The 25862-nt window shown below is 71.0% G+C and carries 24 protein-coding genes; 14 read left to right on the top strand and 10 right to left on the bottom strand.

Features of this window, described 5'->3' with window-relative positions:
- Positions 1-34: 34 nt before the first annotated feature.
- From NLX86_RS11715 to NLX86_RS11700, 4 genes are read right to left on the bottom strand one after another with little or no spacing between them, the layout of a single operon-like run.
- Complete coding sequence (locus NLX86_RS11715) at positions 35-1123, bottom strand: NAD(P)-binding domain-containing protein (RefSeq protein WP_254371574.1); 1089 nt, start codon at positions 1121-1123, stop codon at positions 35-37.
- Between the two features lie 43 nt (positions 1124-1166).
- Positions 1167-2723: an aldehyde dehydrogenase family protein gene (locus tag NLX86_RS11710; RefSeq protein WP_254371573.1), complete on the bottom strand. Its 1557-nt coding sequence runs from the start codon at positions 2721-2723 to the stop codon at positions 1167-1169.
- Positions 2720-4060 carry a VOC family protein gene (locus tag NLX86_RS11705; protein WP_254371668.1) on the bottom strand — a complete coding sequence of 447 codons (1341 nt, stop codon included), beginning with the start codon at positions 4058-4060 and terminating at the stop codon, positions 2720-2722. The genes NLX86_RS11710 and NLX86_RS11705 overlap by 4 nt, the downstream gene beginning before the upstream one ends.
- A gap of 39 nt (positions 4061-4099) precedes the next feature.
- Positions 4100-5263 carry an FAD-binding oxidoreductase gene (locus NLX86_RS11700; RefSeq protein WP_254371572.1) on the bottom strand — a complete coding sequence of 388 codons (1164 nt, stop codon included), beginning with the start codon at positions 5261-5263 and terminating at the stop codon, positions 4100-4102.
- A gap of 581 nt (positions 5264-5844) precedes the next feature.
- On the opposite strand from NLX86_RS11700, the gene NLX86_RS11695 reads away from it, so the two are divergent.
- The 9 genes from NLX86_RS11695 (at position 5845) to NLX86_RS11655 (ending at position 13422) form a co-directional block, all read left to right on the top strand.
- A complete protein-coding gene (locus tag NLX86_RS11695; protein ID WP_254371571.1) occupies positions 5845-6267 on the top strand; it encodes a secondary thiamine-phosphate synthase enzyme YjbQ in 423 nt (140 codons plus the stop codon).
- 208 nt (positions 6268-6475) lie between these two features.
- Positions 6476-7453: a polyprenyl synthetase family protein gene (locus NLX86_RS11690; RefSeq protein WP_254371667.1), complete on the top strand. Its 978-nt coding sequence runs from the start codon at positions 6476-6478 to the stop codon at positions 7451-7453.
- A gap of 212 nt (positions 7454-7665) precedes the next feature.
- Positions 7666-8136, top strand: a complete 471-nt coding sequence (locus NLX86_RS11685; protein ID WP_254371570.1) for a toxin — start codon at positions 7666-7668, stop codon at positions 8134-8136.
- A gap of 2 nt (positions 8137-8138) precedes the next feature.
- Complete coding sequence (locus NLX86_RS11680) at positions 8139-9356, top strand: MAB_1171c family putative transporter (protein WP_254371569.1); 1218 nt, start codon at positions 8139-8141, stop codon at positions 9354-9356.
- Between the two features lie 59 nt (positions 9357-9415).
- Positions 9416-10333 carry a DNA-binding protein gene (locus NLX86_RS11675; RefSeq protein ID WP_254371568.1) on the top strand — a complete coding sequence of 306 codons (918 nt, stop codon included), beginning with the start codon at positions 9416-9418 and terminating at the stop codon, positions 10331-10333.
- Positions 10334-10340: 7 nt separating this feature from the next.
- Positions 10341-10817 (top strand): DUF3574 domain-containing protein, encoded by a 477-nt coding sequence (locus NLX86_RS11670; RefSeq protein WP_254371567.1) that lies wholly within the window; start codon positions 10341-10343, stop codon positions 10815-10817.
- Between the two features lie 340 nt (positions 10818-11157).
- Entirely contained in the window at positions 11158-11361 is a 204-nt protein-coding gene (locus NLX86_RS11665; protein WP_018536328.1) for a cold-shock protein, read from the top strand.
- Between the two features lie 195 nt (positions 11362-11556).
- Positions 11557-13101, top strand: a complete 1545-nt coding sequence (locus NLX86_RS11660; protein WP_254371566.1) for a DEAD/DEAH box helicase — start codon at positions 11557-11559, stop codon at positions 13099-13101.
- Between the two features lie 45 nt (positions 13102-13146).
- Positions 13147-13422 carry an SCO5918 family protein gene (locus NLX86_RS11655; protein WP_254371565.1) on the top strand — a complete coding sequence of 92 codons (276 nt, stop codon included), beginning with the start codon at positions 13147-13149 and terminating at the stop codon, positions 13420-13422.
- An 80-nt stretch (positions 13423-13502) separates the two neighbouring features.
- Here the strand turns inward: NLX86_RS11655 and NLX86_RS11650 are convergent, their stop codons facing one another.
- Positions 13503-13982, bottom strand: a complete 480-nt coding sequence (locus tag NLX86_RS11650) for an Lrp/AsnC family transcriptional regulator (RefSeq protein ID WP_254371564.1) — start codon at positions 13980-13982, stop codon at positions 13503-13505.
- 646 nt (positions 13983-14628) lie between these two features.
- On the opposite strand from NLX86_RS11650, the gene NLX86_RS11645 reads away from it, so the two are divergent.
- The 3 genes from NLX86_RS11645 to NLX86_RS11635 all read left to right on the top strand — a co-directional run bounded on the left by NLX86_RS11645 (position 14629) and on the right by NLX86_RS11635 (position 18692).
- On the top strand, positions 14629-16131 hold the full coding sequence (locus tag NLX86_RS11645) for an FUSC family protein (protein ID WP_254371666.1): 1503 nt from the start codon (positions 14629-14631) through the stop codon (positions 16129-16131).
- Between the two features lie 157 nt (positions 16132-16288).
- Positions 16289-17590, top strand: a complete 1302-nt coding sequence (locus NLX86_RS11640; RefSeq protein ID WP_254371563.1) for a nitric oxide synthase oxygenase — start codon at positions 16289-16291, stop codon at positions 17588-17590.
- A gap of 52 nt (positions 17591-17642) precedes the next feature.
- A complete protein-coding gene (locus NLX86_RS11635; protein WP_254371562.1) occupies positions 17643-18692 on the top strand; it encodes a lactonase family protein in 1050 nt (349 codons plus the stop codon).
- Positions 18693-18768: 76 nt separating this feature from the next.
- On the opposite strand, the gene NLX86_RS11630 is transcribed toward NLX86_RS11635, so the two are convergent.
- The 4 genes from NLX86_RS11630 to NLX86_RS11615 all read right to left on the bottom strand — a co-directional run bounded on the left by NLX86_RS11630 (position 18769) and on the right by NLX86_RS11615 (position 22564).
- A complete protein-coding gene (locus NLX86_RS11630) occupies positions 18769-19689 on the bottom strand; it encodes a sirohydrochlorin chelatase (protein WP_254371561.1) in 921 nt (306 codons plus the stop codon).
- A gap of 96 nt (positions 19690-19785) precedes the next feature.
- A complete protein-coding gene (locus tag NLX86_RS11625; RefSeq protein ID WP_254371560.1) occupies positions 19786-20769 on the bottom strand; it encodes a BadF/BadG/BcrA/BcrD ATPase family protein in 984 nt (327 codons plus the stop codon).
- The gene (locus tag NLX86_RS11620; RefSeq protein ID WP_254371559.1) at positions 20766-21443 is read right to left on the bottom strand and encodes a uracil-DNA glycosylase; all 678 of its coding nucleotides are present in this window, start codon (positions 21441-21443) and stop codon (positions 20766-20768) included. The genes NLX86_RS11625 and NLX86_RS11620 overlap by 4 nt, the downstream gene beginning before the upstream one ends.
- A gap of 35 nt (positions 21444-21478) precedes the next feature.
- The gene (locus tag NLX86_RS11615) at positions 21479-22564 is read right to left on the bottom strand and encodes a sialidase family protein (RefSeq protein ID WP_254371558.1); all 1086 of its coding nucleotides are present in this window, start codon (positions 22562-22564) and stop codon (positions 21479-21481) included.
- Between the two features lie 201 nt (positions 22565-22765).
- On the opposite strand from NLX86_RS11615, the gene NLX86_RS11610 reads away from it, so the two are divergent.
- The gene (locus NLX86_RS11610; RefSeq protein ID WP_254371557.1) at positions 22766-24127 is read left to right on the top strand and encodes a wax ester/triacylglycerol synthase family O-acyltransferase; all 1362 of its coding nucleotides are present in this window, start codon (positions 22766-22768) and stop codon (positions 24125-24127) included.
- A gap of 99 nt (positions 24128-24226) precedes the next feature.
- Here the strand turns inward: NLX86_RS11610 and NLX86_RS11605 are convergent, their stop codons facing one another.
- Complete coding sequence (locus NLX86_RS11605; protein ID WP_254371556.1) at positions 24227-25306, bottom strand: NADH:flavin oxidoreductase/NADH oxidase; 1080 nt, start codon at positions 25304-25306, stop codon at positions 24227-24229.
- A gap of 168 nt (positions 25307-25474) precedes the next feature.
- Here NLX86_RS11605 and NLX86_RS11600 point away from each other — a divergent pair, with 168 nt between their 5' ends.
- The gene (locus NLX86_RS11600; protein WP_254371555.1) at positions 25475-25837 is read left to right on the top strand and encodes a helix-turn-helix transcriptional regulator; all 363 of its coding nucleotides are present in this window, start codon (positions 25475-25477) and stop codon (positions 25835-25837) included.
- Positions 25838-25862: the final 25 nt, after the last annotated feature.

The raw sequence follows: 25862 nt of genomic DNA, 5'->3' as shown, positions 1-25862 counted from the left end.
TCCGCCCCCGCGTCCGGCTGAGCATGACGGCCCGTCAGCCCATGGCGACCGCGGGCTCCCGCTCCAGCAACTGCCGGATCTCGCGTACGGCCGCCCGGCCCGCCCGGTTGGCGCCGATGGTGCTGGCCGAGGGCCCGTAACCGACCAGGTGGACCCGCGCGTCGCGCACCGCCCTGGTCCCGTCGACCCGGATACCGCCGCCCGGCTCCCGCAGCTTCAGCGGGGCGAGATGGTCGATGGCGGCCCGGAATCCGGTGGCCCAGAGGATCACATCGGCCGCGACCACGCGCCCGTCGTCCCAGGCCACCCCGTCCGGGGTGAACCTGTCGAACATCGGCAGCCGGTTCAGGACGCCCGACTCCCGGGCCGCGCGGACCGCCTCGGTGACCGGCAGGCCGGTCACCGACACCACGCTCTGCGGTGGAAGCCCTCGGCGGACCCGCTCCTCGACCAGGGCGACGGCCGCCCGTCCCTGGTCCTCCCCGAACGGTCCGTCCCGGAACACCGGCGGCCGGCGGGTCACCCAGGTCGTCCCCGCCGCGACCTCGGCGATCTCCATCAGGTGCTGCACGCCGGAGGTCCCGCCGCCCACCACGACCACCCGCTGCCCGGCGAACTCCTTCGGCCCCGGGTAGTTCGCGGTGTGCAACTGCCGCCCCCGGAAGAGCTTCTGACCCCGATAGCGCGGCCAGAAGGGACGGTCCCATGTGCCCGTGGCGTTGATCAGGGCCCGCGTCGACCAGGTCCCGGCCGAGGTCTCGACCAGCAGCCGGCCGTCCTCGCCCTCCCGTACGGCGCGTACGTCGACGGGCCGCCGTACGCGCAGCCCGAAGGTGCGCTCGTACGTGTCGAAGTACGCGCCGATGACCTCGGCGGAGGGCCGGGAGTCGTCCGCGCCGGTCAGCTGCATACCGGGCAGGGCGTGCATCCCGTGGACCTTGCCGTACGTGAGGGACGGCCACCGGTACTGCCAGGCGCGGCCGGGACGCGGGGCGTGGTCGAGGACCACGAAGTCACGCTCGGGTTCGAGACCCGAGCGGCGCAGATGGTAGGCGCCGGCCAGGCCGGCCTGCCCGGCGCCGATCACGACCACGGCCACCTCTTGTACCCCGAAGTTGTTCACGGTTCTACCAACAGGGGAAGGTGCGTGGATCTTCCCGCCGCGCCTACAGGAAGCTGACGCCTTGCGCGAGCGGCAGGTCGTCCGAGTAGTTCACCGTGTTCGTCGCACGCCGCATATACGCCTTCCACGCGTCGGAACCCGACTCACGGCCGCCCCCGGTCTCCTTCTCACCGCCGAACGCCCCGCCGATCTCTGCCCCCGACGTGCCGATGTTGACGTTGGCGATCCCGCAGTCCGAGCCGTCGGCGGCCAGGAACCGCTCCGCCTCCCGCTGGTCCCGGGTGAAGATGCTGGACGACAGACCCTGCGGGACCCCGTTCTGCAGCGCGACGGCCTCCTCCAGAGTGCGGTAGGTGAGCACATAGAGGATCGGTGCGAAGGTCTCCGTCCGCACGATCTCGGTCTGGGCGGGCATACGGACGACGGCGGGCCGGGCGTACGCGGCCTCCGGCGCCTGCTCCGCCAGCACCCGGTCGCCGCCCGCGAGCAGCTTTCCGCCGTCGGCCTGGGCCGCTTCGAGCGCCTCGGCCATGCCCTGCTGCGCCGCTGTGGAGATGAGCGGGCCGACCAGCGTCGCGGCGTCGAAGGGGTCACCGACCGGCAGGCCGCCGTACGCGTGGACGATCCGTTCCACCAGCTGGTCCGCGACATCCTCGTGGACGATCAGCCGGCGTAGCGAGGTGCAGCGCTGGCCCGCCGTTCCCGCGGCCGAGAAGACGATGCCGCGGACGGCGAGGTCGAGATCGGCGGACGGAGTGACGATCGCGGCGTTGTTGCCGCCCAGCTCCAGCAGACAGCGGCCGAAGCGGGCCGCCACCCGCGGGCCGACCTCGCGGCCCATCCGGACCGAGCCGGTGGCGCTCACCAGGGCGACCCGCGGGTCGTCGGCCAGCCGCTCGCCGGTCGCGCGGTGGCCGAGCACCAGCCGGTGCACCTCGGCGGGAGCGCCGACGTCGGCGGCCGCACGGGCGAGCAGAGCGTCGCAGGCCAGCGCGGTGAGCGGGGTCAGCTCCGACGGCTTCCACACCACGGTGTCGCCGCAGACCAGCGCGAGGGCGGTGTTCCAGGACCACACGGCGACCGGGAAGTTGAAGGCGGAGATCACGCCGACGACACCCAGCGGATGCCAGCTCTCCGAGAGGCGGTGGCCGGGGCGTTCGCAGGCCATGGTGCGGCCGTACAACTGGCGCGACAGCCCCACCGCGAACTCGCAGATGTCGATCATCTCCTGCACTTCGCCCAGCGCCTCGGAGCGGATCTTGCCCGCCTCGATGGTCACCAGGTCGGCAAGGTCCTCCTGGTGGGTGGCCAGCAGCTCGCCGAGCCGCCGGAGGAGGGCGCCGCGCTGCGGCGCGGGGACGGTCCGCCACTGCCGGAACGCCCGCTCCGCGACGGCGACGGCCTCGTCCGTCTCCTCGGCGGAGGCAGCGGGGATACGGAACAGCGTCCCGCCGGTCAGCGGCGTACGGGAGAGCAGCTCGCCGCCGTCCCATGCGGGCTCGACACCGCAACGGCGCAGGCTCTCGGCCGCCCGAGTACGCAGCGAGCCGGTGTCGGGGAGTTCAGGGCCGTCGGGGATTTCACTGGTGGTGCTGGTCACGGCGTCTCCTTGGGAATACCCAGGGCCAGGCGGGCCCGTTCGAGTGAGCGGTTCTGCTGTACGGCGTAGAGGTCGAAGGAGTCGTGCACGGGCCGCCCGATCGCTTCGGAGAGCCAGTGCGCGTCGTAGTGGGTCCCCGCCCGGGTGGTGTCCCGGGTGCCCGCGTCGTTCAGGTTCGACTGGAAGATCCCGGCGGCGGAGCGGGGCAGGAAGTCCTCGTAGACGATCGGGGTGGCGGTGAGCAGGCCCGAGTCGAGGAGGCCGGCGAGGCCGTCGGCCGGCCGCAGGCTCTCGCCCGGGCCGTCGAGGACCGGCTCGTACATGAAGAACGCTTGGTCCCCGACGGCCAGTTGGCGTTCCGTACGAGGGAAGCGGGCCTGCCACACCTCGGCGGGTTCGCCGACGAGTTCGTCGTACAGGGCGCGGCCGCTCAGGGTGAGCGCGATCCCGCGGGCTTCGACTTCGCCGAACCGCACCCGCAGCGAGCCGGTGGTGACGTTGCCGTCCGGCTCGCGGAACCTGCGGGGCTCGGCGAGCGCCCGGAAGGAGGTCTGGCGCAGCAGGACATCGGGGCCGGACCAGCGCGGCGGGCCCTGGATCCGGTCGATCATCGTGATCCCGCGGTCCTCCATCCGCCGGTACAGCTCGTCGATGTCGAGTACGCGGGGAGTGAGGTGGTTGATGTGGGTGCTGCTCACGCCGCCGATGTCGGCGGCGATGGCGGAGACGCGTTCCAGTTCGGCGTACCAGGCACGGTCGACGGGCTCCGGGGAGAGCTCGAACGCGGCGACGGCCAGGGTCAGGAACCGTTCGGCGTCCGCCTCGGACAGTCCTGCCTCCGCTTCGGCGCGTACGGCCAGACCGAGCAGTTCCGGCGGGAAGAGCGTGCGCCGGGCGAGGAAGGCCTCCAGCCTTTTCTGCAGGGAAGCGTCGAAGAAGCGGCGGTCGGCCGGGGTGAGCATGGAGGTGAAGACGCGGAAGGGGTTGCGGTCCAGCTCCTCCGCCTCGATCGGGCGAAACGCGGTGGACACCACCGGGACCGCGCTGGAGGCGGCGTCGCGCAGGTCGTAGAAGCCCACCGCATGCATGCCCAGGGCGGCGAAGATCTGCGCCGCCGCCCGCAGTTCCGCCGGTGTGCCGACCCGGATCGCGCCATGGCGTTCGGCCGTGACCCGCTCGATACTGCCGAGACGCTCGGCGTCGCCGCCGCGCTTCAGCACGTCGTCGTTGACCTCGCCGGCCACCTCGAGCAGCGTGGTGTACGCCGGTACCTCGGTCCCGTACATGTCGGACAGGCGACGGGCGAACGCGGCGCGCAACTGCCAGGTGGGGATCACACGAGCCTCCATATGCAGTCCTGATTGCGGTCCTGGCGGTCAGATGATGTGGGCCTCGGGCCGCACGGCGCGGCCGTCGAAGCGGGTGGCGGCCAGCGGGCCGACGTCGATGAACGGTGTCCTGCCCAGAAACAGGTCGCGCACGACCTCGCCGACCGCGGGGGCCTGCAGAAATCCGTGGCCGGAGAACCCCGTCGCGTACAGAAACCTGCTGACCTCGGGTGCGTCACCGATCAGCGCGTTGCGGTCGGGCGTCATCTCGTACAGCCCGGCCCAGCCGCCGGCCACGTCCAGGTCCGCGAGCGCGGGCACGCGCCGCGCCGCGGCCTCCCGGAAGGGCCGCAGCCACTCCCGGGTGAACTCCCGGTCGAATCCCGGCTCCTGGCCCGGATCCGACAGGCCGAGGACCAGCCCGTCCGCGGTGTCGTTGTGGAAGTACAACGTGGAGTCGAAGTCGAGGGTGAAGGGGATACGCGGCGGCGCCGGGGTCAGCGGCCCGGTCAGCGCGATCTGCCGGCGCAGCGGAGTGACCGGCAGCTCCACCCCGGCCATCGCGCCGACCGCCCCCGACCAGGCGCCCGCCGCGCAGATCACCGCCCGGGTGCGGACGGCGCCGTCGCTGGTGCGGACGGCATGCACCGTCCCGCCGTCCGTGTCGATCGCAGTCACCGCGCAGCGCGTACGGACGATGGCGCCGTGGCGCCGCGCCGCCCGCAGATAGCCGGTGACCGCCGCGCCCGGCAGCGCGTACCCGTCGGCTGGGGAGTACGCGGCGGCCGCGATCGTCCCTGGATCGAGGTACGGGCACAGGGCGTGGGCCTCGCGCGGGGTGATGATCCGGCTCGGTACGCCGAGTTCGTTCTGCACCTCGACGCCCTGCCGGAAGATCGCCACGTCGTCCTCGTCGCCGAGCAGGAAGAGATAGCCGACGCTCCGCAGCCCGATCTCGGCGCCGGGGCGGGCGCCGAACTCCCGCCAGGCCGCCAGACTGCGCTGCCCGAGCCCGATGTTGAGCGGGTCGGAGAACTGGGCGCGGACGCCGCCGATCGGTTTGCCCGACGAGCCGGACGCGGGCTCGTCGCGCTCCAGCACCAGCACGTCCCGGACTCCCGCCTCGGCCAGGTGGAACGCGATGCTCGCCCCGATGACGCCACCGCCGATGATCACGACACCGGCGTGTTCCGGGAGGGAAACGGAAGCCATGGGGAAATGGTGGCGCGCGGCGACTGGTGGCGTCCACTGGCACTTCCGGCTTTCGAGCTTTCAGATCTGTTGCATGGCACTCGGGGGCGCGCCACTGCGCGCACTGGTCGAACTGTCCCGCTGCGGCACGATGACCGCGGCCGCCGCCGCGCTCGAACGGACGCGCACGGAGATCTCGGCCCGGCTGAGACTCGGGGTGTTCGGCACGGCGGCCGCCGCGTTCCTGCCGCCCGCCCTGCGGCTGCTCCGCCGAGCACCATCCGGGCGTACGGGTGGTGAGCCGGGAGGTGGACGCGGACCAGGCCTGTGCGGAGGTCCGGGCCGGGCGCGTGGACCTGGCGCTCGGCCTGGACTACCCGGACGCCCGCTGGCCAGGGACCGGGCGCGGCTGGTGGACGCCGCAGACTGGTACCGGATCCTGCCCGCGCCCCGCCGGCCGTCGGTGGAGGTACTGCTCGACGCACTGCGGCAGGGGGCGGCGCACCAGGGGGCTTGCCCGCCTGAAATGGCGTCAGCGGCTGCGGCAACATGCCGCGCAGGCCATCCGCGTGATGCCGGGGGGATGGGCGACCATTGGACGTATGTCCGAGGCCTTCACGACCCGCATCCTGCACCTCACCACCGGCAACGCCGAGACGGTGACCGATCTGACCCACGCGTGCGAGCAGTTCCTGGCCGAGACCGCTTCCGGGCGCGATGGGCTGCTTCACGTCTTCGTACCGCACGCCACCGCCGGAATCGCGGTGATCGAGACGGGCGCGGGGAGCGACAGCGACCTGCTGTCCGCGCTGCACACCCTGCTGCCCGCGGACGACCGCTGGCAGCACCGGCACGGCAGCGCGGGCCATGGCAGGGACCATGTGCTGCCCGCCTTCGTCCCTCCCCACGCCACCCTGCCGGTACTCGGCGGCAGACTCGAGCTCGGCACGTGGCAGTCGGTGTGCCTGGTCGACACGAACAAGGACAACCCGGACCGCCAGGTGCGGCTGAGCTTCCTGGGCTGATCTGTCGGTCAGGGCCTTGGGCCGACATCGGCAGGCTCCTCGGTGACGTGAACGCCGGCGCGCCCGACAACCACGGCGCGTGCACCCACAAGGAACCGGCCATTGGCGTGAAATCGCTCTAGCTCCCCTCCATCCAGAATGATCGAATCGGTGCCGTACGTCGGCGCGCAAAGAATATTCTCACGATGGAGGTCGCTACGTGAATTCCATGTCGTACTCGGACCTGCATCGGCAATTCTCGCCGGATGTCGAGGCAGAGATAGAGGCCGCTCTCGAACGGCTTGGCTCATCGTCGGACGCAGCCAAGAACGCAGTCGCCAAACTCTTGCAGCATCAGAAGTTGAAGCATCCTCTGTCGGTGTTACCGCTGCTCGTGCATGCCATTGAGACAGGCACCCCCACACCGGCTGTTCCCGTGTCCGCCGTGCACGTGCTGTGGTGGACTTCGGCATGTTATCTGGATGACCTGGCCGACGGGCATGCTGTGACTCCTGCCGGTGACTTCGGCGAGAACGAAGCGCTGCTTGCGTCCGTGATCAGTGGAAATATGCTTCCCATTCAGATTATTCAGTCGCAACAGGTTCCAGAGTCGGTACGCAGCGCTCTGACGGCTGAACTCGTGAACGGCTGGATCGTTGCCGCCGAAGGGCAATTGGTTGACATTCGGGGAGATGTCGGCAGCGCTACGCGTAAATCGGCAATCACGGCATACCGAGGTAAGTCCGGCGGGCCCTTCGGCATGATAACCGCAATGGCTGCGACATTGTCGGGCGCGAAGAGTGAGAGAATAGAGCTATGGCGTGAATTCGGCTACGTCTTCGGCGTCCTGTGGCAGATATTCAATGATCAGGAAGATATCCTGTCCGGTCGAAATGAAGACCTGATGAACGGCACTGTAACTTATCTGCTCGCGTGCGCCATCGAGGAAGCGTCACCTCACTCCAGGGAGCGCATCCTGGGCTTGTGCGCCGCCTCGAGAAATTCTGGTCAAGCGAGGTCGGAACTCACTGACCTCCTTCTCGCGCCTGCCAATCTTCATCAGTACCGTGAGGACGTTGACGAGTTTCGCGATGAGGCGTATCGCGTTCTGGGTGAACTGGGTGGTGACGAAGACTACTTGCCCGTACTGCGGCAACTCGTGGACCTGTCGGCTCAGATGCTCCTTCAGGGGAACTTGCCGCACTGATCGGCGAGTTGAGGGTGTGGCATCATGGCCGCGTTGTCGACTCGGGGATCGAGAGCCCGAGCATGACCGGGCGAGGGCGGCCACTGGGGCTCGCCGGAGGACTGAGGATGAAGTTACCTGGCTCTGCGTTACCTTCGTCGGAAGACAGGCGGCTCAGGCGCCGCCTCAGAGAGGTTCGCCATACCTGTGAGGCGCTGCTCGCGGAGTGGGGTATGGAGCACGGTTGCGGCATCGATGAACTTCACCGATATCTGAGTGCGCGGCGTCGGCGCCCCATCCATCTGATTTCGACACCTTTCCCCGAGCGCCATCTGTTCGGCATATGGCTGAAAATGGATGACTTCGACGTCATCGTGTTCGAGAAGGCGGCTACGCCGTCGCACAAGGAACACATCATCGCCCATGAACTGGCCCATATCGCCTTCGAGCACCGCGGGTCCGTGCAACTGGATCACAGTGATTCTGGCCAGTTGTTCTCGGACGTCGACCCCGCCGCTGTACGGGGGATGCTGATGCGCTCCCGATACAGTGACGACGAGGAGCAGGAGGCCGAGACGATGGCCTCGCTGATCCTGGCCCGGGCCGCGAAGCGATGGACCGAACCGGCCTGGGGCGTCCCGGAAGAGGCCGCCGAAATCGTCTCTCGTATTGAGAACGGTCTCGGCAAACCGGACCAGGGGTGAGCGTGATCTACGGAGTCCTCGCGTGGATCTGCGCCATCGGCGGCCTCGCGGCCTTCAGCTACCGGCTTCCGGACCTGCTGCGCAGAACACATGACATCGCTTTGTGGGCCCTGTGCACCTACTTCCTCTGCTCCGGGATCAGCTTCCTGGTCGACCTGGACCTTCTCCGCCTGCACATCTCCGACTTCTTCGGGCTCCCGAACATCACTTCACTGATAACCCAGGTCGCGGTGGTCGTGCTCACCGCGGCCCAGCAGGTCGTCCTCGTCTACTGGTCGTCCCCGCCCGCTGAGGCCCGTCGCATGGCGCGCCGCCGCGTGTTGTTCTTCGGCGCCGCGCTCTGCGTACTTGTGATCGCGTCCTTCGGCGTCGGTCCTGTGGCGAAGTCCGAAACGGCGACGTCGACCATTCTGCTCAGCATTCAGGACGGCGGATATGCGCTGTACATGTCCTTCTACCTCCTGATCTGTGCCGTGGGGCAGTTCGAGACCGTGCGGTTGTCGCTTCGCTTCACCAAGATGGCCAACCGTCAATGGCTCGAGGTCGGTATGCGTACCGTGACCGTCGGCGCGAGCCTCATCCTGGTCTACTGCGTCACTCGAGGCATTCAGATCGCCGGCACCAGGCTGCACTTCGACGGAACGGGCCTTGACCCCATTCAGTGGACGAGCGGCAGCATCGGTGCCTTGCTCCAGATCGCCGGCTGGACCATTCCGTCCTGGGGAATCCATATCACCCGCGCGCTGGGCTGGATCCGCAGCTACCGCTCCTATCTCCGCCTGCGGCCATTGTGGTGGGCGCTGTACCAGGCGTCGCCGGACATCGCGCTGGACCCGCCACGGGCCTGGCCACGTGATCTCATCCCGCCCCGGGATCCGCACTACAGCCTCTACCGGCGTGTCATCGAGATACGCGACGGCCAGTTGATGCTCCGCACCTCGCTCTCACTCGCGGACTTCTCCCGAGTGGCCCGCTCCCTGGAGCTCCCGGAGGACCCCACCTCCCCCCTGGGCGAAGCGCTGCAGATGCGTGCCGTACTGAGCCGTCCGGCCGAGGAGAGAGCCGAGCGGGCCGACGCGTCGGACGCGTCCGACATTCCCGCGCGGCCGCCTTACGAGGACTTCCGTGACGAGGTGGAGTGGCTGACCCGAGTGGCGTCATCGTTCACCGCCCTCGGCCAGGGCCGCCGCGGCCACACCGATGCCCGCCTCCTGTCATGACGAAGCCGGCCAGGACCCGCCCGGCTCACACGGTGGCGTCGCGAGACGACGACCCTGTCATGGTGATCCCTTTGGCCGTACGCACCACCCAGCGCCTCGTGGCCCTCGATGCCGCGCACGGCGCGACGGCCGCGGTGCCCGCCGCACGCGAGGCCGTGCAGCGCATCCCGGAACTGTCGGCCGATCCCAGGAGCCTGCGCGGCCAGGACAGCGACCGGCTCTCGGCCCTTGCCGAGCTGTGCGAAGTCATCGGCTGGATCCTCTTCGACGCGGGCTGCTACCGCCAGGCCCACCGTATGAACGCACGGGCGCTGGCCTTGGCGGAACTCTGCGGCGACCGCTGGACGGCACGGCTGGTGCTGCTGAACCACAGCATGCTGGGGGCCCATACCGGACACCCGCGGGCCGCCCTGGAGACCGCCTTCCGCGTGACCGGGCCGCGCGCCCTCCCGGCCAGGGTCAGCAGCCTCGTCCTGGTCCGCCAGGCGCACGCGATCGCCATGCTGGGCAACACCAGGGAGCCGCTGGATCTGATCTCCCGCGCCCAGAGCCGGTTCCTGGACGGCATCTCGCGCCACGACCCGCACTGGGCCTGGTGGATCGACCAGACCGAGCTGCTCGGCCACCAGGGCTGGGTGCTGGCCCGACTGCGCCGATGGGACCAGGCCATCCCCCTCCTGCACCACGCGGCCACAGCTCCCGGTCCTTCCTACCGGCACCTGTTCACCGCGGAGCTCCTCTCAGCGCTGGCGCGGGCCCGCGCCTGGAGCGAGGCGGAGGACCTCATCGCGGACGTCGCTCCCCGCGCCGCCCGCATCGGATCCGTACGGACGACCGAGACACTCGCCAGGACTGCGATCAGCCTGCGGCAGTGCGCCGACGCTCCGGCACCTGTGCGGGACGCGGCAGCCTTCCTGCTGGAGTCCCTGCCCACCTCGGCGGTCCGGACCAATTTCCCCAACAGGAACAACAGATAGGGACCCCATGCGGCACATACGGATATCGACGCCTGCGGCCGTCGTCTTCGCAGCGGTCGTGCTCCTCTTCACTGCCGGAGGGCCGGTGTCCGACGTCGCCTTCCACACACCTGTCACCTCGGCGGCGACACAGCAGACGGCCGGCGAGCAGGGCAGCCCATATGTGTCGACACATCTCTACTTCGGCACCGGCCGTCACAACGGCAGCCCGCCCATCTCCGACGAGGAGTTCATGGAGTTCGTCGCCGACGTGGTCACGCCCCGTTTCCCGTCCGGACTGACCCTCCAGGAGGGCCGCGGCCAATGGCGTGACAAGGACGGTGACATCAACCGCGAGCGATCGTACGAGCTGACTGTGCTCTATCCCGTGACACAGGCTCAGGACCGCGACGCCGACATCGAGTACATCCGCAGCCTCTACTGCAAGACCTACGGCCTGGAGTCCGTCGGTCGCGCCGACGTCCGGGCGCGGGCCGACTTCTGAGCCTGGCTGACCCTGACCCCGGCCCGGCATGTGCCGCTGGTCCTGGTTGGTCACGTGACCAACCAGGACGGCGGCATCTACAACAAGGACGGTCTCCTCCCCTTCGAGGGGAATCGATCCGGACGAAAGATAGTATTTGCCGTGCCCAAATGTTCGCGGCGTGCTACTGTGGAGCCAGTTGCAGTTGTGGTTCCCATAGACTTCAAGTGCCCGTTGACGACCTTATGTCGTCGGGCACTTTTGTATTTTCGGTGCTGTTTTCCGGACGGGGCAATCATCGCGGCGACGCCGGGGTCCGCACAGTGCGGACCCCCGGGCACTGCCCCGAAGGAGATTTGACATGGCTACTGGCACCGTGAAGTGGTTCAACGCGGAAAAGGGCTTCGGCTTCATCGAGCAGGAGGGTGGCGGCCCCGACGTCTTCGCCCACTACTCGAACATCGCCACCCAGGGCTTCCGTGAGCTTCAGGAAGGTCAGAAGGTGAACTTCGACGTCACGCAGGGCCAGAAGGGCCCGCAGGCGGAGAACATCGTTCCCGCCTGACGCTGAAGCGTACGACGCAGCTGGGGCACGCACCTTGGGGTGCGGGTCCCAGCTCGTTGCTGTTTGCAGGATTTGCCCGCCGCGGCGGCACTGCGGCCGGCTTCGTTTCACAATTATTCGGCTCGTTCTTGCAATTCATTCGGCTCGTTCCTGCCGAGAATTCCTCGATACGTGCCATATCGAGGAAGGTTCTCAGTGAACCGCTCAACTCGCACGAACGACCGCTACTCCAACCCCCACAAGGGCGGCTCCGCCGGTTCCGATCGCGGCGCCCGCTTCCGCCCGCAGGGCCAGGGCCAGGGCCGCCCCGGCAACCGTTCCGGTGCATACGGGCGCCGTCCCTCCGCCCCGCAGGGGGAGTTCGCGCTGCCGGTCAGCATCACCCCGGCCCTCCCCGCGGCTGCGACCTTCGGCGAGCTGGACATGCCGGTCGAGCTGCTGAAGACGCTCACCGGCCTCGGCATGGACGAGCCGTTCCCGATCCAGGCGGCCACGCTGCCGAACTCCCTCGCAGGGCGGGACGTGCTGGGCCGGGGGCGCACCGGATCGGGCAAGACGCTCGCTTTCGGCCTGGCGCTGCTGGCGCGCACCGCCGGACAGCGCGCCGAGCCCCGGCAGCCGCTGGCCTTGATCCTCGTCCCCACGCGCGAGCTGGCCCAGCAGGTCACCGACGCGCTCACCCCGTACGCCCGGTCCCTGAAGCTGCGGCTGGCCACTGTCGTCGGCGGCATGTCGATCGGCAGGCAAGCCAGTGCACTGCGCGCCGGGGCCGAGGTCGTCGTCGCGACTCCCGGCCGCCTCAAGGACCTCATCGAGCGCAAGGACTGCCGCCTGGACCGGGTGAACATCACCGTCCTGGACGAGGCCGACCAGATGGCCGACATGGGCTTCATGCCCCAGGTCACCGAACTCCTCGACCAGGTACGCCCCGACGGCCAGCGGATGCTGTTCTCAGCCACGCTGGACCGCAACGTCGACCTCCTGGTCCGTCGCTACCTCCACGACCCGGTGGTCCATTCGGTCGACCCCTCGGCGGGCGCGGTGACCACGATGGAGCACCACGTACTGCACGTACAAGGCGCCGACAAGTACGCCGCCACCACGGAGATCGCAGCGCGCGACGGCCGGGTGATCATGTTCCTGGACACCAAGCACGCCGTCGACCAGCTCACCAAGCACCTGCTGAACAGCGGCGTACGCGCCGCCGCGCTGCACGGCGGCAAGTCCCAGCCCCAGCGCACCCGCACCCTGGCCCAGTTCAAGACCGGCCAGGTCACGGCGCTGGTGGCCACCAACGTCGCGGCGCGCGGCATTCACGTCGACAACCTCGACCTGGTGGTCAACGTCGACCCGCCCAGCGACCACAAGGACTACCTGCACCGCGGCGGCCGCACCGCCCGCGCAGGCGAGTCCGGCCGCGTCGTCACGCTGGTGCTGCCCAACCAGCGCCGCGACATGGCGCGCCTCATGGCAGACGCCCGCATCACCCCGCAGATCACCCAGGTCCGCTCCGGCGAGGCCGAACTGAGCCGCATCACCGGCGCCCAGGCCCCCTCCGGCATCCCCCTCAGCGTCAGCGCGCCGGTCACGGAGCGCCCCAAGCGCGGCGGCGCCCCGTTCCGCGGCCGGGGCACCGTTCCGGGTCAGCCCGGCCGCTCCCGTGGTGAGTCCCGCCGGTCCGCCGAGGCCCGCCAGACTGCCGAGGCCCGCAAGGCCGCGCGGGTCCGCCGAGCCGCCTAGTCCGAGCGCGTTGTCCGGCTTGTTCCCCCACCCGATTGAGGCACCATGCGTTTCGTCATCGCCCGCTACCCCTTCGATCTGACCAAGAGCGAGGTGCAGGACGCGATGAAGGGCAAGAAGCCCGAGTCGGTCACAGGTGAGTGCGTGATCATCGGCCGCCGCACCTACCCCGTAAAGCAGGTGGGTGAAGTGATCACCAGGCAGGACCGCCGCGACTTCACGTCCGGTGAAGTGACCAGGGCGCTGACGCGCCTGGGCTTCACCTGCCGCCCTGCTTCCGCGCTCACTCCGGGGACTGCACCGGCGACTCCCGGCAGCTGAGGACGCGGCAGCGCGGATCGCGCGCCCTCAGCCCTGCCGTACCGCCGCCAGGGCCTCCGCATGTGCGGGACTCCCGCCCGTCACGGCTTGCGGGCGGCCCGTCCGACCGCTTCCACCAGCGGCAGCAGCCGGTGCGGGACCCGTTCGCGCAGGGCCACCTCGGTGCGGGTACGGACTACTCCCGGCAGCTGGATCAGCCGCTGGATGACGTCTTCGAGGTGGCCGTTGTCGCGCGCCGCCACCCGCGTCAGCAGGTCCCCGCCCCCGGTGATCGAGAACGCCTCGATGATCTCCGGTACCGCGGCCAATGCATCGCCCACCTCGTCCAGATCACCCTGGGTGACCTCGATGTGGACGAACGCCAGCACCGGATGACCGAGCGCGGCCGGGGAGAGGGCCGGGCCGGTGCCGGTGATCACACCGTCGCGCTCCAGCCGGTCGAGGCGGGCCTGCAGGGTGCCGCGGGCGATGCCGAGCAGCCGTGCGTACTCGCGCACGCTGGTGCGCGGCTGCTCGATGAGCAGGCGCAGGATCCGGGTGTCGAGCTCATCGACCGCCATGGTCCGTTGGCCTCCTTCTGGCTGAGGAAGGGTGGCGTTGAGTGTACCAATGGCTCAGTTCAGGTTGGTCGGAACTCACCGCCGACTGACTACCTGTTGTCTTACGGTCGGCGCAGGAGGCACCGGCGCCTTGGTGGCGAGTTTGTGACCCTTGGCTGCCGCAGCTCTGACATTCGGCAGGCGTCGTTGCAGGATGCTGGTTTGACTGATCACGAATGCACTTCAAGACAGCGGTTACGGTCGGAGCCGTTCCGCTGGGTGTCGGCGCTGCGGTGGAGCGAGGAGGGCGTCGAGCTACGGATCCTCTGGTCGCATGGCGCCACTGTGCCCCTTGAGGGTCCGGCCGCGGTGTATCGACGCGGACGCGGGTGTGTCGGCTACCGGTCCGTTGGCATCCTCCTGGCCGAGGATCACGGCACTTGACTGAGCCAATGGCCCAGTGTTCCAGAGTCCACTTGAGCTATTGTCCCTACAGATGCTTATCTGTGGCGTATCCATGTACTTACGGCGCCGCGCAGCGCCGGTCGGCAACGAGGCCGGCCCGGAGCGCGGCGCCTTCGCCGTGCCTGCGCCGCCCACCATCCCCGGGCAGCCGGCGGGCCGGCGGGCACCACTGCAAGGGGGGCGGCACACCGCCGTGAAGAAGATGTTCGTGGCTCCGGATTTGGGGCGTGTGAGACTCAGGAACTCGCTGCGCGCGGTGATCGGCGTCGGCGCCGCTGTAACCCTCGCCGAGCTGTGCGGTCTCTCTCTGACTGCTTCGATCACCGGGGGACTGGCGGCCCTGCTCGCCCTCTTCACCGTCACGGATGCGACCGTGCGCCGCCAAGGCGTCACTACCGCTTTGCTGCCGGCGGTCGGATTCCCGGTACTGGCCCTCGCCACCGCCCTCCACGGGGTGGCCCCCGCCCGCGACGCGGCCTTCGTCCTCGTGGTCTTCTGCGGGGTCTACGCACGCCGCTGGGGACCGCGCGGCCACGCGCTCGGGATCTTCGCGTTCATGATGTTCTTCGTCACGCAGTTCCTGCATGCCGTCCCCGGTCAGCTGCCCGAGCTGTACGCGGCGGTGGCCCTGGCCGTCGCCTCGTCCGCCGCGGTCCGGTTCGTCCTCTGGCCGATCGAGCGACGCAACCCGCCGCCCGCCGTACCCGCCCTCCTCCCCGGCAGCGGCCTCGCGCGCCCCACCACCCGGCAGGCATTCCAGGCCACCGCGGCGTGCGCCTTCGCGCTCACCGTCGGCCGGCTGCTCTCCGAGGACCGCTGGTACTGGGCCGTCGGCACCGCCTGGTGGATCTTCGTCAACACCGCCTCGCGCGGGGAGACGCTGGTCCGCGGCTTCCGTCGTGTCGTGGGCACGGTCGCCGGCATCGCCGGAGGGCTGCTCGTCGCGATTCCGCTGCATGGCGCGCCCGCCCCCACGGCCGCGCTGGTCGCGGTGTGCGTCTTCGGCATCTTCTACACGGCGGTGCCCTCGTACAGCTGGATGATGTTCTTCGTGACGGTCATGGCCGGTCTGCTGTACGGACTGCTGGGCGTCCTGCACCCGGGGCTGCTGCTGCTCCGCTTCGAGGAGACCGCCCTCGGCGCGCTCGGCGCGGCCCTCGCCGTCGCCCTGGTCCTGCCGGTCACTACGCACGCGGCGACGGACGCGTGGATCCAGCGCGCGCTGCTCTGCGTACGGAACTGCACCGCCGAGACCGCCCGGCGCCTCGCCGGCGACGAGGGCGCGGACCCGGCGCCCCACGCCGCCGAGCTGGAGTTGCTGCTCGGCCGGGTGCGGCTGTCTCTCGCCCCGCTCGTGCACCCGCTCAGCCCGCTGCGCGCCCGCAAGGCCCGGGCCCGCCAGGTGATCGTCCTGCTCGACGACTGCGCGGGGCAGGTGCGCGGGCTGGCCGCAGTGGCGGCCGACCCGGCTGCCTCGCACGACGCCCGGCTGACGGCCGCCTGCCGGCGGGTCGAGGCCGCGGTGCAGGTGCTGGTGTCTCCCGGAGCCCGGCCGGCGGACCCGCCGTCGGCCCCCGAGCCGGCCGACCGGCACCACCCGGGCGCCGAGGCGGCCCTCAGCCACCTCACGGACCTCGAAAAGGCACTCGCGGATCTCGCGGTCCCTCTGCACACTTCTCCGCGTGCCCCGCTTGTGGCCGCCTGACCTGCGGCATAGACACCAGGAGCTTGAATGAGGCACTTTCACCCGGCATCTACAGGTTCGGCAAGCGCACACACTGGGTAACCCGGCGGAAACACAGGGGTGATTCCCGCGGGCCGTGCGGGAGCGGTCCGCGTACCACTCAGCTTGGGGGTGTGCGATGCGGAAGTTCCTGCGCCGAGCCGGTGACCGGCGGGCCCGGCTCACGGAGGTCCCGGCACCGGCCGACCGGCACGAGGGGGCCGCCGGGGAACCCGCACCGGCGCATTGCCCCGCAGGTCATTCCCAGCCGCCCGCTCCGCCCCAGTCCGCCCAGTCCGCCCAGCGGCCCGGCAGCCGGCCGCAGGACATCATCAGGGCGGCCGAGGAGTTCCTCGCGCTGTACCACCGGGAGGTGCCCGAGGCGGGCGACCCGGCCCGGCGGCTCGCCGAGGTCCGCTCCGACATCGCGGCCACCGGCACGTACCGGCACACACCCGCAGAGCTGGCGCACGGGGCGCGCGTGGCCTGGCGCAACAGCAGCCGCTGCATAGGCCGGCTGTACTGGCACTCCCTGCGGGTACGCGACTGCCGGGACCTCACCGACGCGGAGGACATCGCCCGCCAGTGCGCGACCCATCTGCGCGAGGCCGCCAACGGCGGCCGGATAAGACCCCTGATCACGGTGTTCGCTCCGGAGACCCCCGAGCGTCCGGCTCCGCACATCTGGAACGAGCAGCTGGTCCGCTACGCCGGCTACGAGACAGGCGCAGGCACAGGAACAGGCGGCGTCGTCGGGGATCCGCGCAACGTCGGGATCACGGCGGCCGCGCAGCGGCTCGGCTGGCCGGGCGGCCCCGGCACCCCCTTCGACGTCCTGCCGCTCATCGTCCAGGGGAGCAACGACAAGCCCCGCTGGTTCGAGCTGCCGGCCGATGCCGTCCTGGAAGTGGACCTCGACCACCCGGAGGACCGCTGGTGCGCGGACTGGGGCCTGCGCTGGCACGCCGTCCCGGCGATCGCGAACATGTGCCTGGAGATCGGCGGCATCTGCTACCCGGCCGCGCCCTTCAACGGCTGGTACATGGGCACCGAGATAGGCGCCCGCAACCTGGCTGACACCGACCGGTACGACCTGCTGCCCCGGATCGCCGCACATCTCGGCCTCGACACCTCCAGTGACCGCTCGCTGTGGAAGGACCGGGCACTGGTCGAACTGAACCGGGCCGTGCTGCACTCCTTCGACCGGGCCGGAGTCACCGTCACCGACCACCACACCGAGTCGCAGCGCTTCCTCGCCCATCTCGACCGGGAGCAGCGGGCCGGCCGGGAGGTGAGCGCCGACTGGTCGTGGATCGTGCCGCCGATCTCGGGGTCCGCGACGCCGGTGTTCCACCGGACGTACGACATGGTCGAGCGGCACCCGGCGTTCGTCCACCATCCCGAGGCGCAGTTCCGCGCCCACGGCGGGGACTTGGTCTAGACCGCCTGCTACCGTCGGCCGGACGGACGCGATCACGGAGAAGGGCAGTGCGGTGGGCAGCGAGAACGCCGGGCGGGCATACATCGGGTCGTTCACATCGGCGGGCGGGCAGGGCATCGTCACCGCAGCCGTCGACCGGGAGACGGGCGCGCTGACCGCCCTGGCGGCGACCGACGCCGTCGCGGACCCGTCCTTCCTGGCGCTCGCGCCCGGCGGAGCGGTGCTCTACTCGGTCAGTGAGAGCGCCGAAGGCGCGGCCGCCGCGTTCAGCGTGGTCGCCGGCCGGGCCGTGCCGCTCGGCCCGCCCGTACCCGTACAGGGCGCGGGCCCCACCCACCTCGCGCCGGCCGGACGTCATCTGCTGACCGCCAACTACGGCTCGGGCAGCGTCACCGCGCTGCGGGTCCGTCCGGACGGCGGCCTGGGAGACGTCACCTCGGTCCTGCCGCACGACGGCGCCGGGCCCGACCCGGAGCGCCGGCGGGGACCGCACGCGCATCAGGTGCTGGCCGACCCCTCGGGGCGGTGGGTGATCAGCGTGGACCTCGGCACCGACTCGGTACGGATCTGCGTACTCGACCCGGACAGCGGCGTGCTGCGACCGCACGGCGAGACTGCGCTGCGGCCGGGCACCGGGCCGCGCCATCTGGCCTTCCACCCGGACGGGCGTCATGCGTACGTCCTCGGCGAGCTGGAGCCGACGCTCACGGTCTGCCGCTGGGACGCGGAGGCGGGCCGGCTCGAACCGCTCGGCGAAACGCCGGTGCTGCCCGAGGGCGTCGAGGTGACCGCCTACCCCTCGGCGGTGGTCGTCTCGCACGACGGCCGGTTTGTCTGGGCCGCCATCCGGGGGCACGACTCCCTCGCCGTCCTCGCACTCGACGGTAGCGGGAGCGTCGACAAGCCGGTCCTGGTCACCACGGTGGACTGCGGCGGCCACTGGCCGCGCGATCTCACCCTGGACCCGACCGGGCGCCGGCTGTACGCGGCGAACGAGCGCTCCGGTGACGTCACCTGGTTCGACATCGACGAGCGGTCGGGCATCCCACGGCACGCAGGTTCGATCGGGGCCCCCGCGGCCTCCTGCGTGATCTTCGCCTGACGCCTTACGCACGTATGTACGCAGCGGGCCCGCTCCAGCATCCGGAGCGGGCCCGCAGCACAGCTGTACGGACGCGTCAGCGGACCGGGGCGCCGTCCGACGGCTGGGGGATGCCCAGCGCCGCCGTGTACTGCGCGAGCGCGAGCTTGCCGATCGCCGGGTAGGCGCCGAGCGCCTCCGCCGAGGCGCAGTCCGCCTCCTTGACGGCGCTGTCGAGCAGCCCCTCCGCCACCTCGGGACCGATCACGTACGGCGCGAGCGCGAGCTGCACCGAACCGGAGCCACGCAGCTGCTCGGCGATCGCCGCCACCGAGCCCTCCTGGTCGAGCGCCGCGGCCATGACCGGCACCGCGAGGCGCGCGGCCAGCAGCATTCCGGTGATGCCGGCCGCCTGCACGGCCTCCTCGCCGCCCACGGTGGCCAGGATGATGCCGTCGGCCGCGGTCGCGACCGTGAACAGGCGTGCACGGTCGGCGCGGGCCAGACCGGCCTCGGAGAGGCGGACGTGCAGCGCCTCGGCGAGCAGCGGGTGCGGGCCGAGCACGTCGGACAGCTCGACCGGCGCCTGGCTGTCCATGACGGCCTGGCGTATACGGCGCATCAGCGCGTTGTCCGGGCCGGCGAGCAGCGGCACCACGACGCCCACGGAACCGTCGGGGTCGGCCACCTCCCGGCCGGCGGCGCGGGCCTGCCCGACGCGCGCGGCGCGTTCGGCGGCGGTGTGCGCCAGGACGGTCTGCAGGGTGGGGTACTCGGTGTCGTCGCCGTCCAGGTAGCCGATGCGGGCGTCAAGGCCGGGCAGCTCGGAGCGCGCGATACTGATGGCTTCCTCCGCCAGGCTGCGGGTGGCGGTCCCGGGCGTGCCGGGGACGGCGAGAACCAGAGCGGGCGCGCCCTCGGGAGCCACCACGGGTTCCGGACGGCGGTGCCGTCCGGGCTGGCGAGGTCGCGGCATTCGTACAGGCAGGCCGGATGCGGGCCCAGTGGGGGAGCTCATGGCGTCGCATGCTACTGGTTTTGTGTGCTCGGCTGTTCGGTGAGGGGGCGGTCGGGCGGCATCTGTCCGTGTTTATCCAATGAATGACAAACGCGGTCAACTGCCCGGGTCTGCCACCACGGAGAGCAGCCGCGCGTCGTGCGGCAACCGCAGGGTCCCGGTCGCGAGCGCCGACGCGATACGCACCGCTCCGTGCAGCGGATCGCCCGCGGCCGGCACCTGCCGGGTGTGCGGCACCAGTTCGGTCAACTCCGCCCGCAGCGGTACGAGGAGTGGGTCGCCCATCCTGAACAGACCGCCGGTGAGGGCGACTTCGCACTCCCCGGAGGGCGGGCAGGCCGCTGCGGCGGTCTCGGCGATCTGACGGGCGGCCGCACGCAGGATGGCGGACGCGACGGGATCGGTCTGCGCGCACCGCGCCACCTCGGGCGCGAACGAGGCGAGCACAGCGGGCCGGTCGGTACGCGGATAGAGCAGCCCCGGCAGCCCCGGCGCGGGCCCGAACACCGCTTCCGTACGGGCCAGTAGTGCGGCGGAACCACCCCGCCGGCCATCGTGCGCGCGCATCGCGGCTTCGAGGCCGGCCCGGCCGATCCACGCGCCGCCCCCGCAGTCGCCGAGCAGGTGTCCCCAGCCGTCCGCCCGGCGCCATCCGGCCAGGTCCGTGCCGAGTGCGATCATTCCGGTACCGGCGGCGACCACCACGCCGGGTCGCTGGCCGAGGGCGCCCGCGTACGCCGTCACGGCGTCGGCGGCCAGCGCCAGGCGCCGTACACCGAGCGAACGCTCCAGCGCCGTGGGCAGTTGGGCGCGCAGGTCGTCGCCGAGCGTCGCCAGACCGGCGGCGCCCACGGCGACGGCGTCGATCCCGTCCGCGCCGGCCCGCTCCAGCAGCCCGGCCACGGCCGGCAGCAGCATGTCCAGCAGATGTCCGGCGTCGATCCCCATCGGCCCGGTGCGCACCGGGCCGCCCGCGCTCACCAGTTCGGCCGGTACCGCGGGCGGTCCGTCCTCGGCCGCACGGCCCAGCGCGATCCGCAGTCCGGAACCGCCGGAGTCGACCCCGAGGACCCAGCTCACGGCAGCCGCCAGTCCACCGGCTGCCCGCCCTGCCGGGTCAGCAGCTCGTTGGCCCGGCTGAACGGACGGGAGCCGAAGAAACCGCGGTCCGCCGACATGGGGGAGGGGTGGGAGGACTCCACGGCCGGCAGCGGGCCGAGCAGCGGGCGCAGATTGCGCGCGTCACGCCCCCACAGCACGGACACCAGGGGTTTGCCGCGCGCGGCGAGCGCCCGGATGGCCTGCTCGGTGACCTCCTCCCAGCCCTTGCCGCGGTGTGCCGCGGGCTTGCGCGGGGCCGTGGTGAGGGCCCGGTTGAGCAGCAGCACACCCTGCCGGGTCCATGGCGTCAGATCACCGTTGGACGGCCGGGGCAGGCCGAGGTCGGTGTGCAGCTCCCGGAAGATGTTGTCCAGGCTGCCCGGCACCGGCCGCACCTCGGGCGCGACGGAGAACGAAAGCCCGACGGCGTGCCCGGGCGTGGGATACGGGTCCTGACCCACGATCAGGACCTTCACCTCGTCGAACGGCTGCTGGAAGGCACGCAGCACATCTGCTCCGGCCGGCAGGTACGTACGCCCCGCGGCGATCTCGGCGCGCAGGAAGTCGCCCATCGCGGCGATCTGCTGCGCCACCGGCGCGAGCGCACGCGCCCAGCCCGGCTCGACAATTTCGTTCAACGGTCGTGCTGTCACGGGCGGTCAGTCTACTGGTGCGGTCAGCCCCCGTATCAACCGATGGCCGCCGCCCTCACGCAGAGCACATCCGGCAGATGGGAGGCGAGGAGCTGCCAGCTGTCCCCGTCGTCCGCGCTCGCGTACACCTCGCCGTTGCGATTGCCGAAGTACACGCCCGCCGGATCGGAGTCGTCGGTGCACATGGCGTCCCGCAGCACCGTGCCGTAGTGGTCCCCGTCCGGCAGCCCGGCGGACAGCGCCTCCCAGCTGCCTCCCGCGTCGCTCGTCCGGTAGACACGGCACCTGCGTCCGGCGGGCACCCGGTCGGCATCGGCGTTGATCGGGAACACATAGGCCACATCGGCCCGGTGGGGATGGGCGGCCACGGCGAAGCCGAAGTCGGACGGCAGGCCGGCCCCGATGTCGGTCCACTTCGCGCCCGCGTCGTCGCTGCGGTAGACGCCCCAGTGGTTCTGCAGATACAGCCGATCCATGTCACCCGCGTCCTGCGCGATCTTGTGCACGCACTGGCCGAACTCCGGGTTGGGGTCCGGCAGGAAGACCGCGGAGACTCCGCTGTTGGACGGTGCCCAGCTCGCCCCGCCGTCCAGGGAGCGGAACACGCCCGCCGTGGACACCGCCACCGTCACCGCGTCCGCGTCGCGCGGGTTCGTGACCACGGTGTGCACGGCCTCCCCGCCGCCGCCCGGCATCCACTGCGACCGGGTCGGGTGCTCCCACAGCGGCCGGACCAGCTCGAAGGTGACGCCGCCGTCCTCGGAACGGAACAGGGCCGCCGGTTCGGTGCCCGCGTAGACCACGTCCGGGGCGGCGGGGCCCGCCGGATGGAGCTGCCAGACCCGCTCCAGAGAGGCTCCCGTGTCCTTGGGGAACTTCACCGCCGCCTTCTGCGGCTCGGTCCAGTTCGCCCCGAGGTCGTCCGAGTGGAACACGGACGGGCCCCAGTGCGCGCTGTCCCCTCCGACCAGCAGCCGGGGTACGGACCGGCGCTTGTCGATGGCGATCGAGTACACGGCCTGGGCGTTGAAGTGGGGTCCGTCGAATTCCCACCGTCCGCCGCGCCTGCGGCCGGTGAAGAGGCCCTTACGGGTGCCTACGGTGAGCAGAACGTCGGTCATGGCCGACACCTCCAGGACGCCGTTGTCTGAGATACGGGCCAGTCTGCACCCACCCACTGACAACGTCTTCCGGAGCGCGCCGGGTCGCCGAACCGCGTGATCGATACCGATAGTTAACCGTGCGTATACGGAACTTACTTGACCGTAATCGACCAAGGGCGCTTGACTGCAGTTTCTTGCCCTCGACCCGAGAGGCACACCTTGACGACCGATCTCCTCTCCCCGCTCGACCTGGCCTTCTGGCACATCGAGTCCGACGGACACCCCATGCACCTCGGTGCCCTGGGAGTCTTCACCGCGCACTCGGCGGCCGCCGCCGACCAGGCCGCGGACCTGCTGGCAGCACGGTCGGCCGGGGTTCCCCAGCTGCGCAGGCGCATCCGGGACGTCTGGCTGCCCGTGGGCGGCGCGGCGTGGAAGCCCGACCCGGGCTTCTCCCCGCAGCACCATGTGCATCTCGTACGGCCGGCCGGCGCCGACCCGCACACCGTGGCGGGCATGCTCATGCAACGCCCGCTGGACCGGGCGCGGCCGCCGTGGGAGGCCCATGTCATCGCCGGGCCGGACGACACCTCGTTCGCCGTGCTCTTCAAGTTCCACCACGCGCTCGCGGACGGGCTGCGGGCGCTCGCGCTCGCGGCGGCGCTGTTCGACGGGGCGCCACCGGCCGAACGCCCACGGCCACCGCGAGCGCCCCAGCCGCAAGAAGCCGCCACCACCGGGTTCCCGATCCCGCTGCTCGATCCGCGACGGCTGCCGGGCGCGATCCGCGGCCGTATGGGTGACGCCATGGGCGACATCGGCCAGGCGCTGGACATCGGCGCGGCCGTCGCCCGCGCGAACTGGCCCGTACGCGGCACCGGCGCGCTGACGGCCCCGGCCGGCGGCACCCGCCGGATGGCCGCCGTCGCCTTCGACCTCGACGACGTGCACCGGGTCCGGAAGGTCAGCGGCGGCACCGTCAACGACGTCCTGATCGCCGTCGTGGCAGGCGGGCTCCGCCGCTGGCTGGAGGGGCGCGGCGAGAGCAGCAGCGAACTGGCCCCGCGCGCCCTGATCCCGGTCTCCCGCCGCAGGCCCGGAAGCGCTCCGGGGGCGGGCAACCGGCTGTCCGGCTACCTCGTCCGGCTCCCGGTGTCAGACCCCGAGCCGCTGAGCCGGCTGGCCACCGTGCGCGCGGCCATGGACCGCAACAAAGACGCCGGCCCGTCCCGGGGCGCCGGGGCGGTGGCACTGCTCGCCGACCATGTCCCGCCGCTCGGCCACCGGCTGGGCGGCCCGGTCGTCGCCCAGGCGGCCCGGCTGCTCTTCGACATCCTGGTCACCAGCGTGCCGCTGCCCGGCGTCAACCTGTCGCTGGGAGGCAGCACGCTGCGCGAGGTCTACCCGCTGGCGCCGCTGGCCCGCGGGCAGTCCCTGGCGGTGGCCGTCTCGACGTACCGCGGCACGGTCCACTACGGGCTGATCGCCGACGGCGAGGCCGTGCCGGACCTGGACGACCTCGCGGCCGCCATCACCGCGGAACTCGCCGCCCTGCGCGAGGCGGCGGAAGCCGTCCCGTAACGCGCCGCGTCACGCGGAAGCCGCGTCGGACACCACAGGGGCGCGGGCCCCCAAGGCCCGCGCTCCGCTGGTGTGCGCTCCGCTGGTGTCCGCCACTGGTCAGACGGAGCGGTGGTACTGCTGCGGGATGTGCGCCTCGGCGCCGAGCTCGCGGGCCGCGTGCCGGGCCCAGGACGGGTTGCGCAGCAGCTCGCGGCCGAGCAGCACGGCGTCCGCCTCGCCGTTGCCGACGATCTTCTCGGCCTGCCGGGGCTCGGTGATCATCCCCACCGCCGCAACCGGCAGCGCCGTCTCCGCCCGCACCCGGGCCGCGAACGGCACCTGGTAGCCGGGGCCGGCCGGGATACGCACCCGGGCGGCGTTCCCACCGCTGGAGACGTCGAGCAGGTCGACGCCGTGGGCGTGCAGGTCGTTGGCGAACCGTACGGTGTCGTCCGCGGTCCAGCCCGCCTCCTGAAGCCAGTCGGTGGCGGAGATACGGAAGAAGAGCGGCAGCTCATCGGGCCACACCGCCCGTACGGCATCGACGACTTCGAGCGCGAACCGGGTCCGGTTCTCGAACGAGCCGCCGTACTCGTCGGTCCGGTGGTTGCTGTGCGGGGAGAGGAACTCACCGATCAGGTAGCCGTGCGCGCCGTGTACCTCGGCCACCTCGAAGCCGGCCGCCAGGGCGCGTCGCGCTGCGTCCGCGAACTGTCCGACGACCGCTCGGATCTGCTCTGCCGTCAGCGCGTCGGGGACCGGGTGCCCGTCGTCGAACGCGACCGGGCTGGGGCCGAGCGGCTGCCAGCCGTGCGCCTCGGGGCCGACCGGCGCGCCGCCGTTCCAGGGGCGGTCGGTCGACGCCTTGCGCCCGGCGTGCGCGAGCTGGATGCCGGGTACGGTGCCCTGGCCCTTGAGGAAACCGGTGATCCGCCGGAGAGCCTCGACCTGGGTGTCGTTCCAGATGCCGAGGTCGGCCGGGCTGATCCTGCCCTCGGGGCTGACCGCGGTCGCCTCGATGAGGACGAGCCCGGTGCCGCCGGTGGCGCGTGCCGCGTAATGCGCGAAGTGCCAGTCGTTCGCGACGCCCGAGTTCGGGCCGAAGACCTCAGCCGAGTACTGGCACATCGGGGCCATCCATACGCGGTTGGGAAAGGTCAGCGACCGCAGGGTGTAGGGCTCGAACAGCGCGCTCACGGCAGACTCCATTTCACGACGATTCACGACGGCGTCGGGTAGGGCTCGTACGATACCCATCGTAGTACGGCGAGTGTCAAACTACGAGGGTTCTCGTACAATGAAACGGCTGGAACGACGACCCGACTACGACGGACGACGACCGACGACGACGGAGATGGAGTCACCGTGACCACCGCATCGAGCAGCCGCGAGCTCGCTCACCCCGAGCGCGACGCCATTCGCCTCGAAGGCGTGCTCCACGCGCTCTCCGACCCCATCCGGCTGATCGTGGTCCGTGATCTCGCCGCGGCCGAGGACGAACTCTCCTGTTCGTACTTCGACCTGCCCGTCACCAAGTCGACGACCACCCACCACTTCCGGGTGCTGCGGGAGAGCGGCGTGATCCAGCAGACCTACCGGGGAACCGCCAAGATGAACGGGCTGCGCCGGGCCGACCTCGAAGCGCTCTTCCCCGGCCTGCTCGACCGGGTTCTGGCCGCGGCCGCCCGCCAGGAGGACCGGCTCGCGCACGCGGCCGCCCGCGTCTGACAGCCGGTTCCGGCCCGCCGGCTAC

Origin of the sequence: Streptomyces sp. A3M-1-3 (genome assembly GCF_024213665.1) — a bacterium.
In the GTDB taxonomy this organism is placed as follows: Bacteria; Actinomycetota; Actinomycetes; order Streptomycetales; family Streptomycetaceae; genus Streptomyces.
The sequence above is the reverse complement of the archived record's forward strand: the minus strand, read 5'-3'. Positions and strand labels throughout refer to the sequence as shown.

Coding starts and splice junctions, on each gene's coding strand:
- NLX86_RS11700 (WP_254371572.1), bottom strand. CDS start 5,263: ATGGCTTCCGTTTCCCTCCCGGAACACGCCGGTGTCGTGATCATCGGC.
- NLX86_RS11695 (WP_254371571.1), top strand. CDS start 5,845: ATGTCCGAGGCCTTCACGACCCGCATCCTGCACCTCACCACCGGCAAC.
- NLX86_RS11690 (WP_254371667.1), top strand. CDS start 6,476: ATGTCGTACTCGGACCTGCATCGGCAATTCTCGCCGGATGTCGAGGCA.
- NLX86_RS11685 (WP_254371570.1), top strand. CDS start 7,666: ATGGAGCACGGTTGCGGCATCGATGAACTTCACCGATATCTGAGTGCG.
- NLX86_RS11675 (WP_254371568.1), top strand. CDS start 9,416: ATGGTGATCCCTTTGGCCGTACGCACCACCCAGCGCCTCGTGGCCCTC.
- NLX86_RS11670 (WP_254371567.1), top strand. CDS start 10,341: ATGCGGCACATACGGATATCGACGCCTGCGGCCGTCGTCTTCGCAGCG.
- NLX86_RS11665 (WP_018536328.1), top strand. CDS start 11,158: ATGGCTACTGGCACCGTGAAGTGGTTCAACGCGGAAAAGGGCTTCGGC.
- NLX86_RS11655 (WP_254371565.1), top strand. CDS start 13,147: ATGCGTTTCGTCATCGCCCGCTACCCCTTCGATCTGACCAAGAGCGAG.
- NLX86_RS11650 (WP_254371564.1), bottom strand. CDS start 13,982: ATGGCGGTCGATGAGCTCGACACCCGGATCCTGCGCCTGCTCATCGAG.
- NLX86_RS11645 (WP_254371666.1), top strand. CDS start 14,629: ATGTTCGTGGCTCCGGATTTGGGGCGTGTGAGACTCAGGAACTCGCTG.
- NLX86_RS11640 (WP_254371563.1), top strand. CDS start 16,289: ATGCGGAAGTTCCTGCGCCGAGCCGGTGACCGGCGGGCCCGGCTCACG.
- NLX86_RS11630 (WP_254371561.1), bottom strand. CDS start 19,689: ATGAGCTCCCCCACTGGGCCCGCATCCGGCCTGCCTGTACGAATGCCG.
- NLX86_RS11615 (WP_254371558.1), bottom strand. CDS start 22,564: ATGACCGACGTTCTGCTCACCGTAGGCACCCGTAAGGGCCTCTTCACC.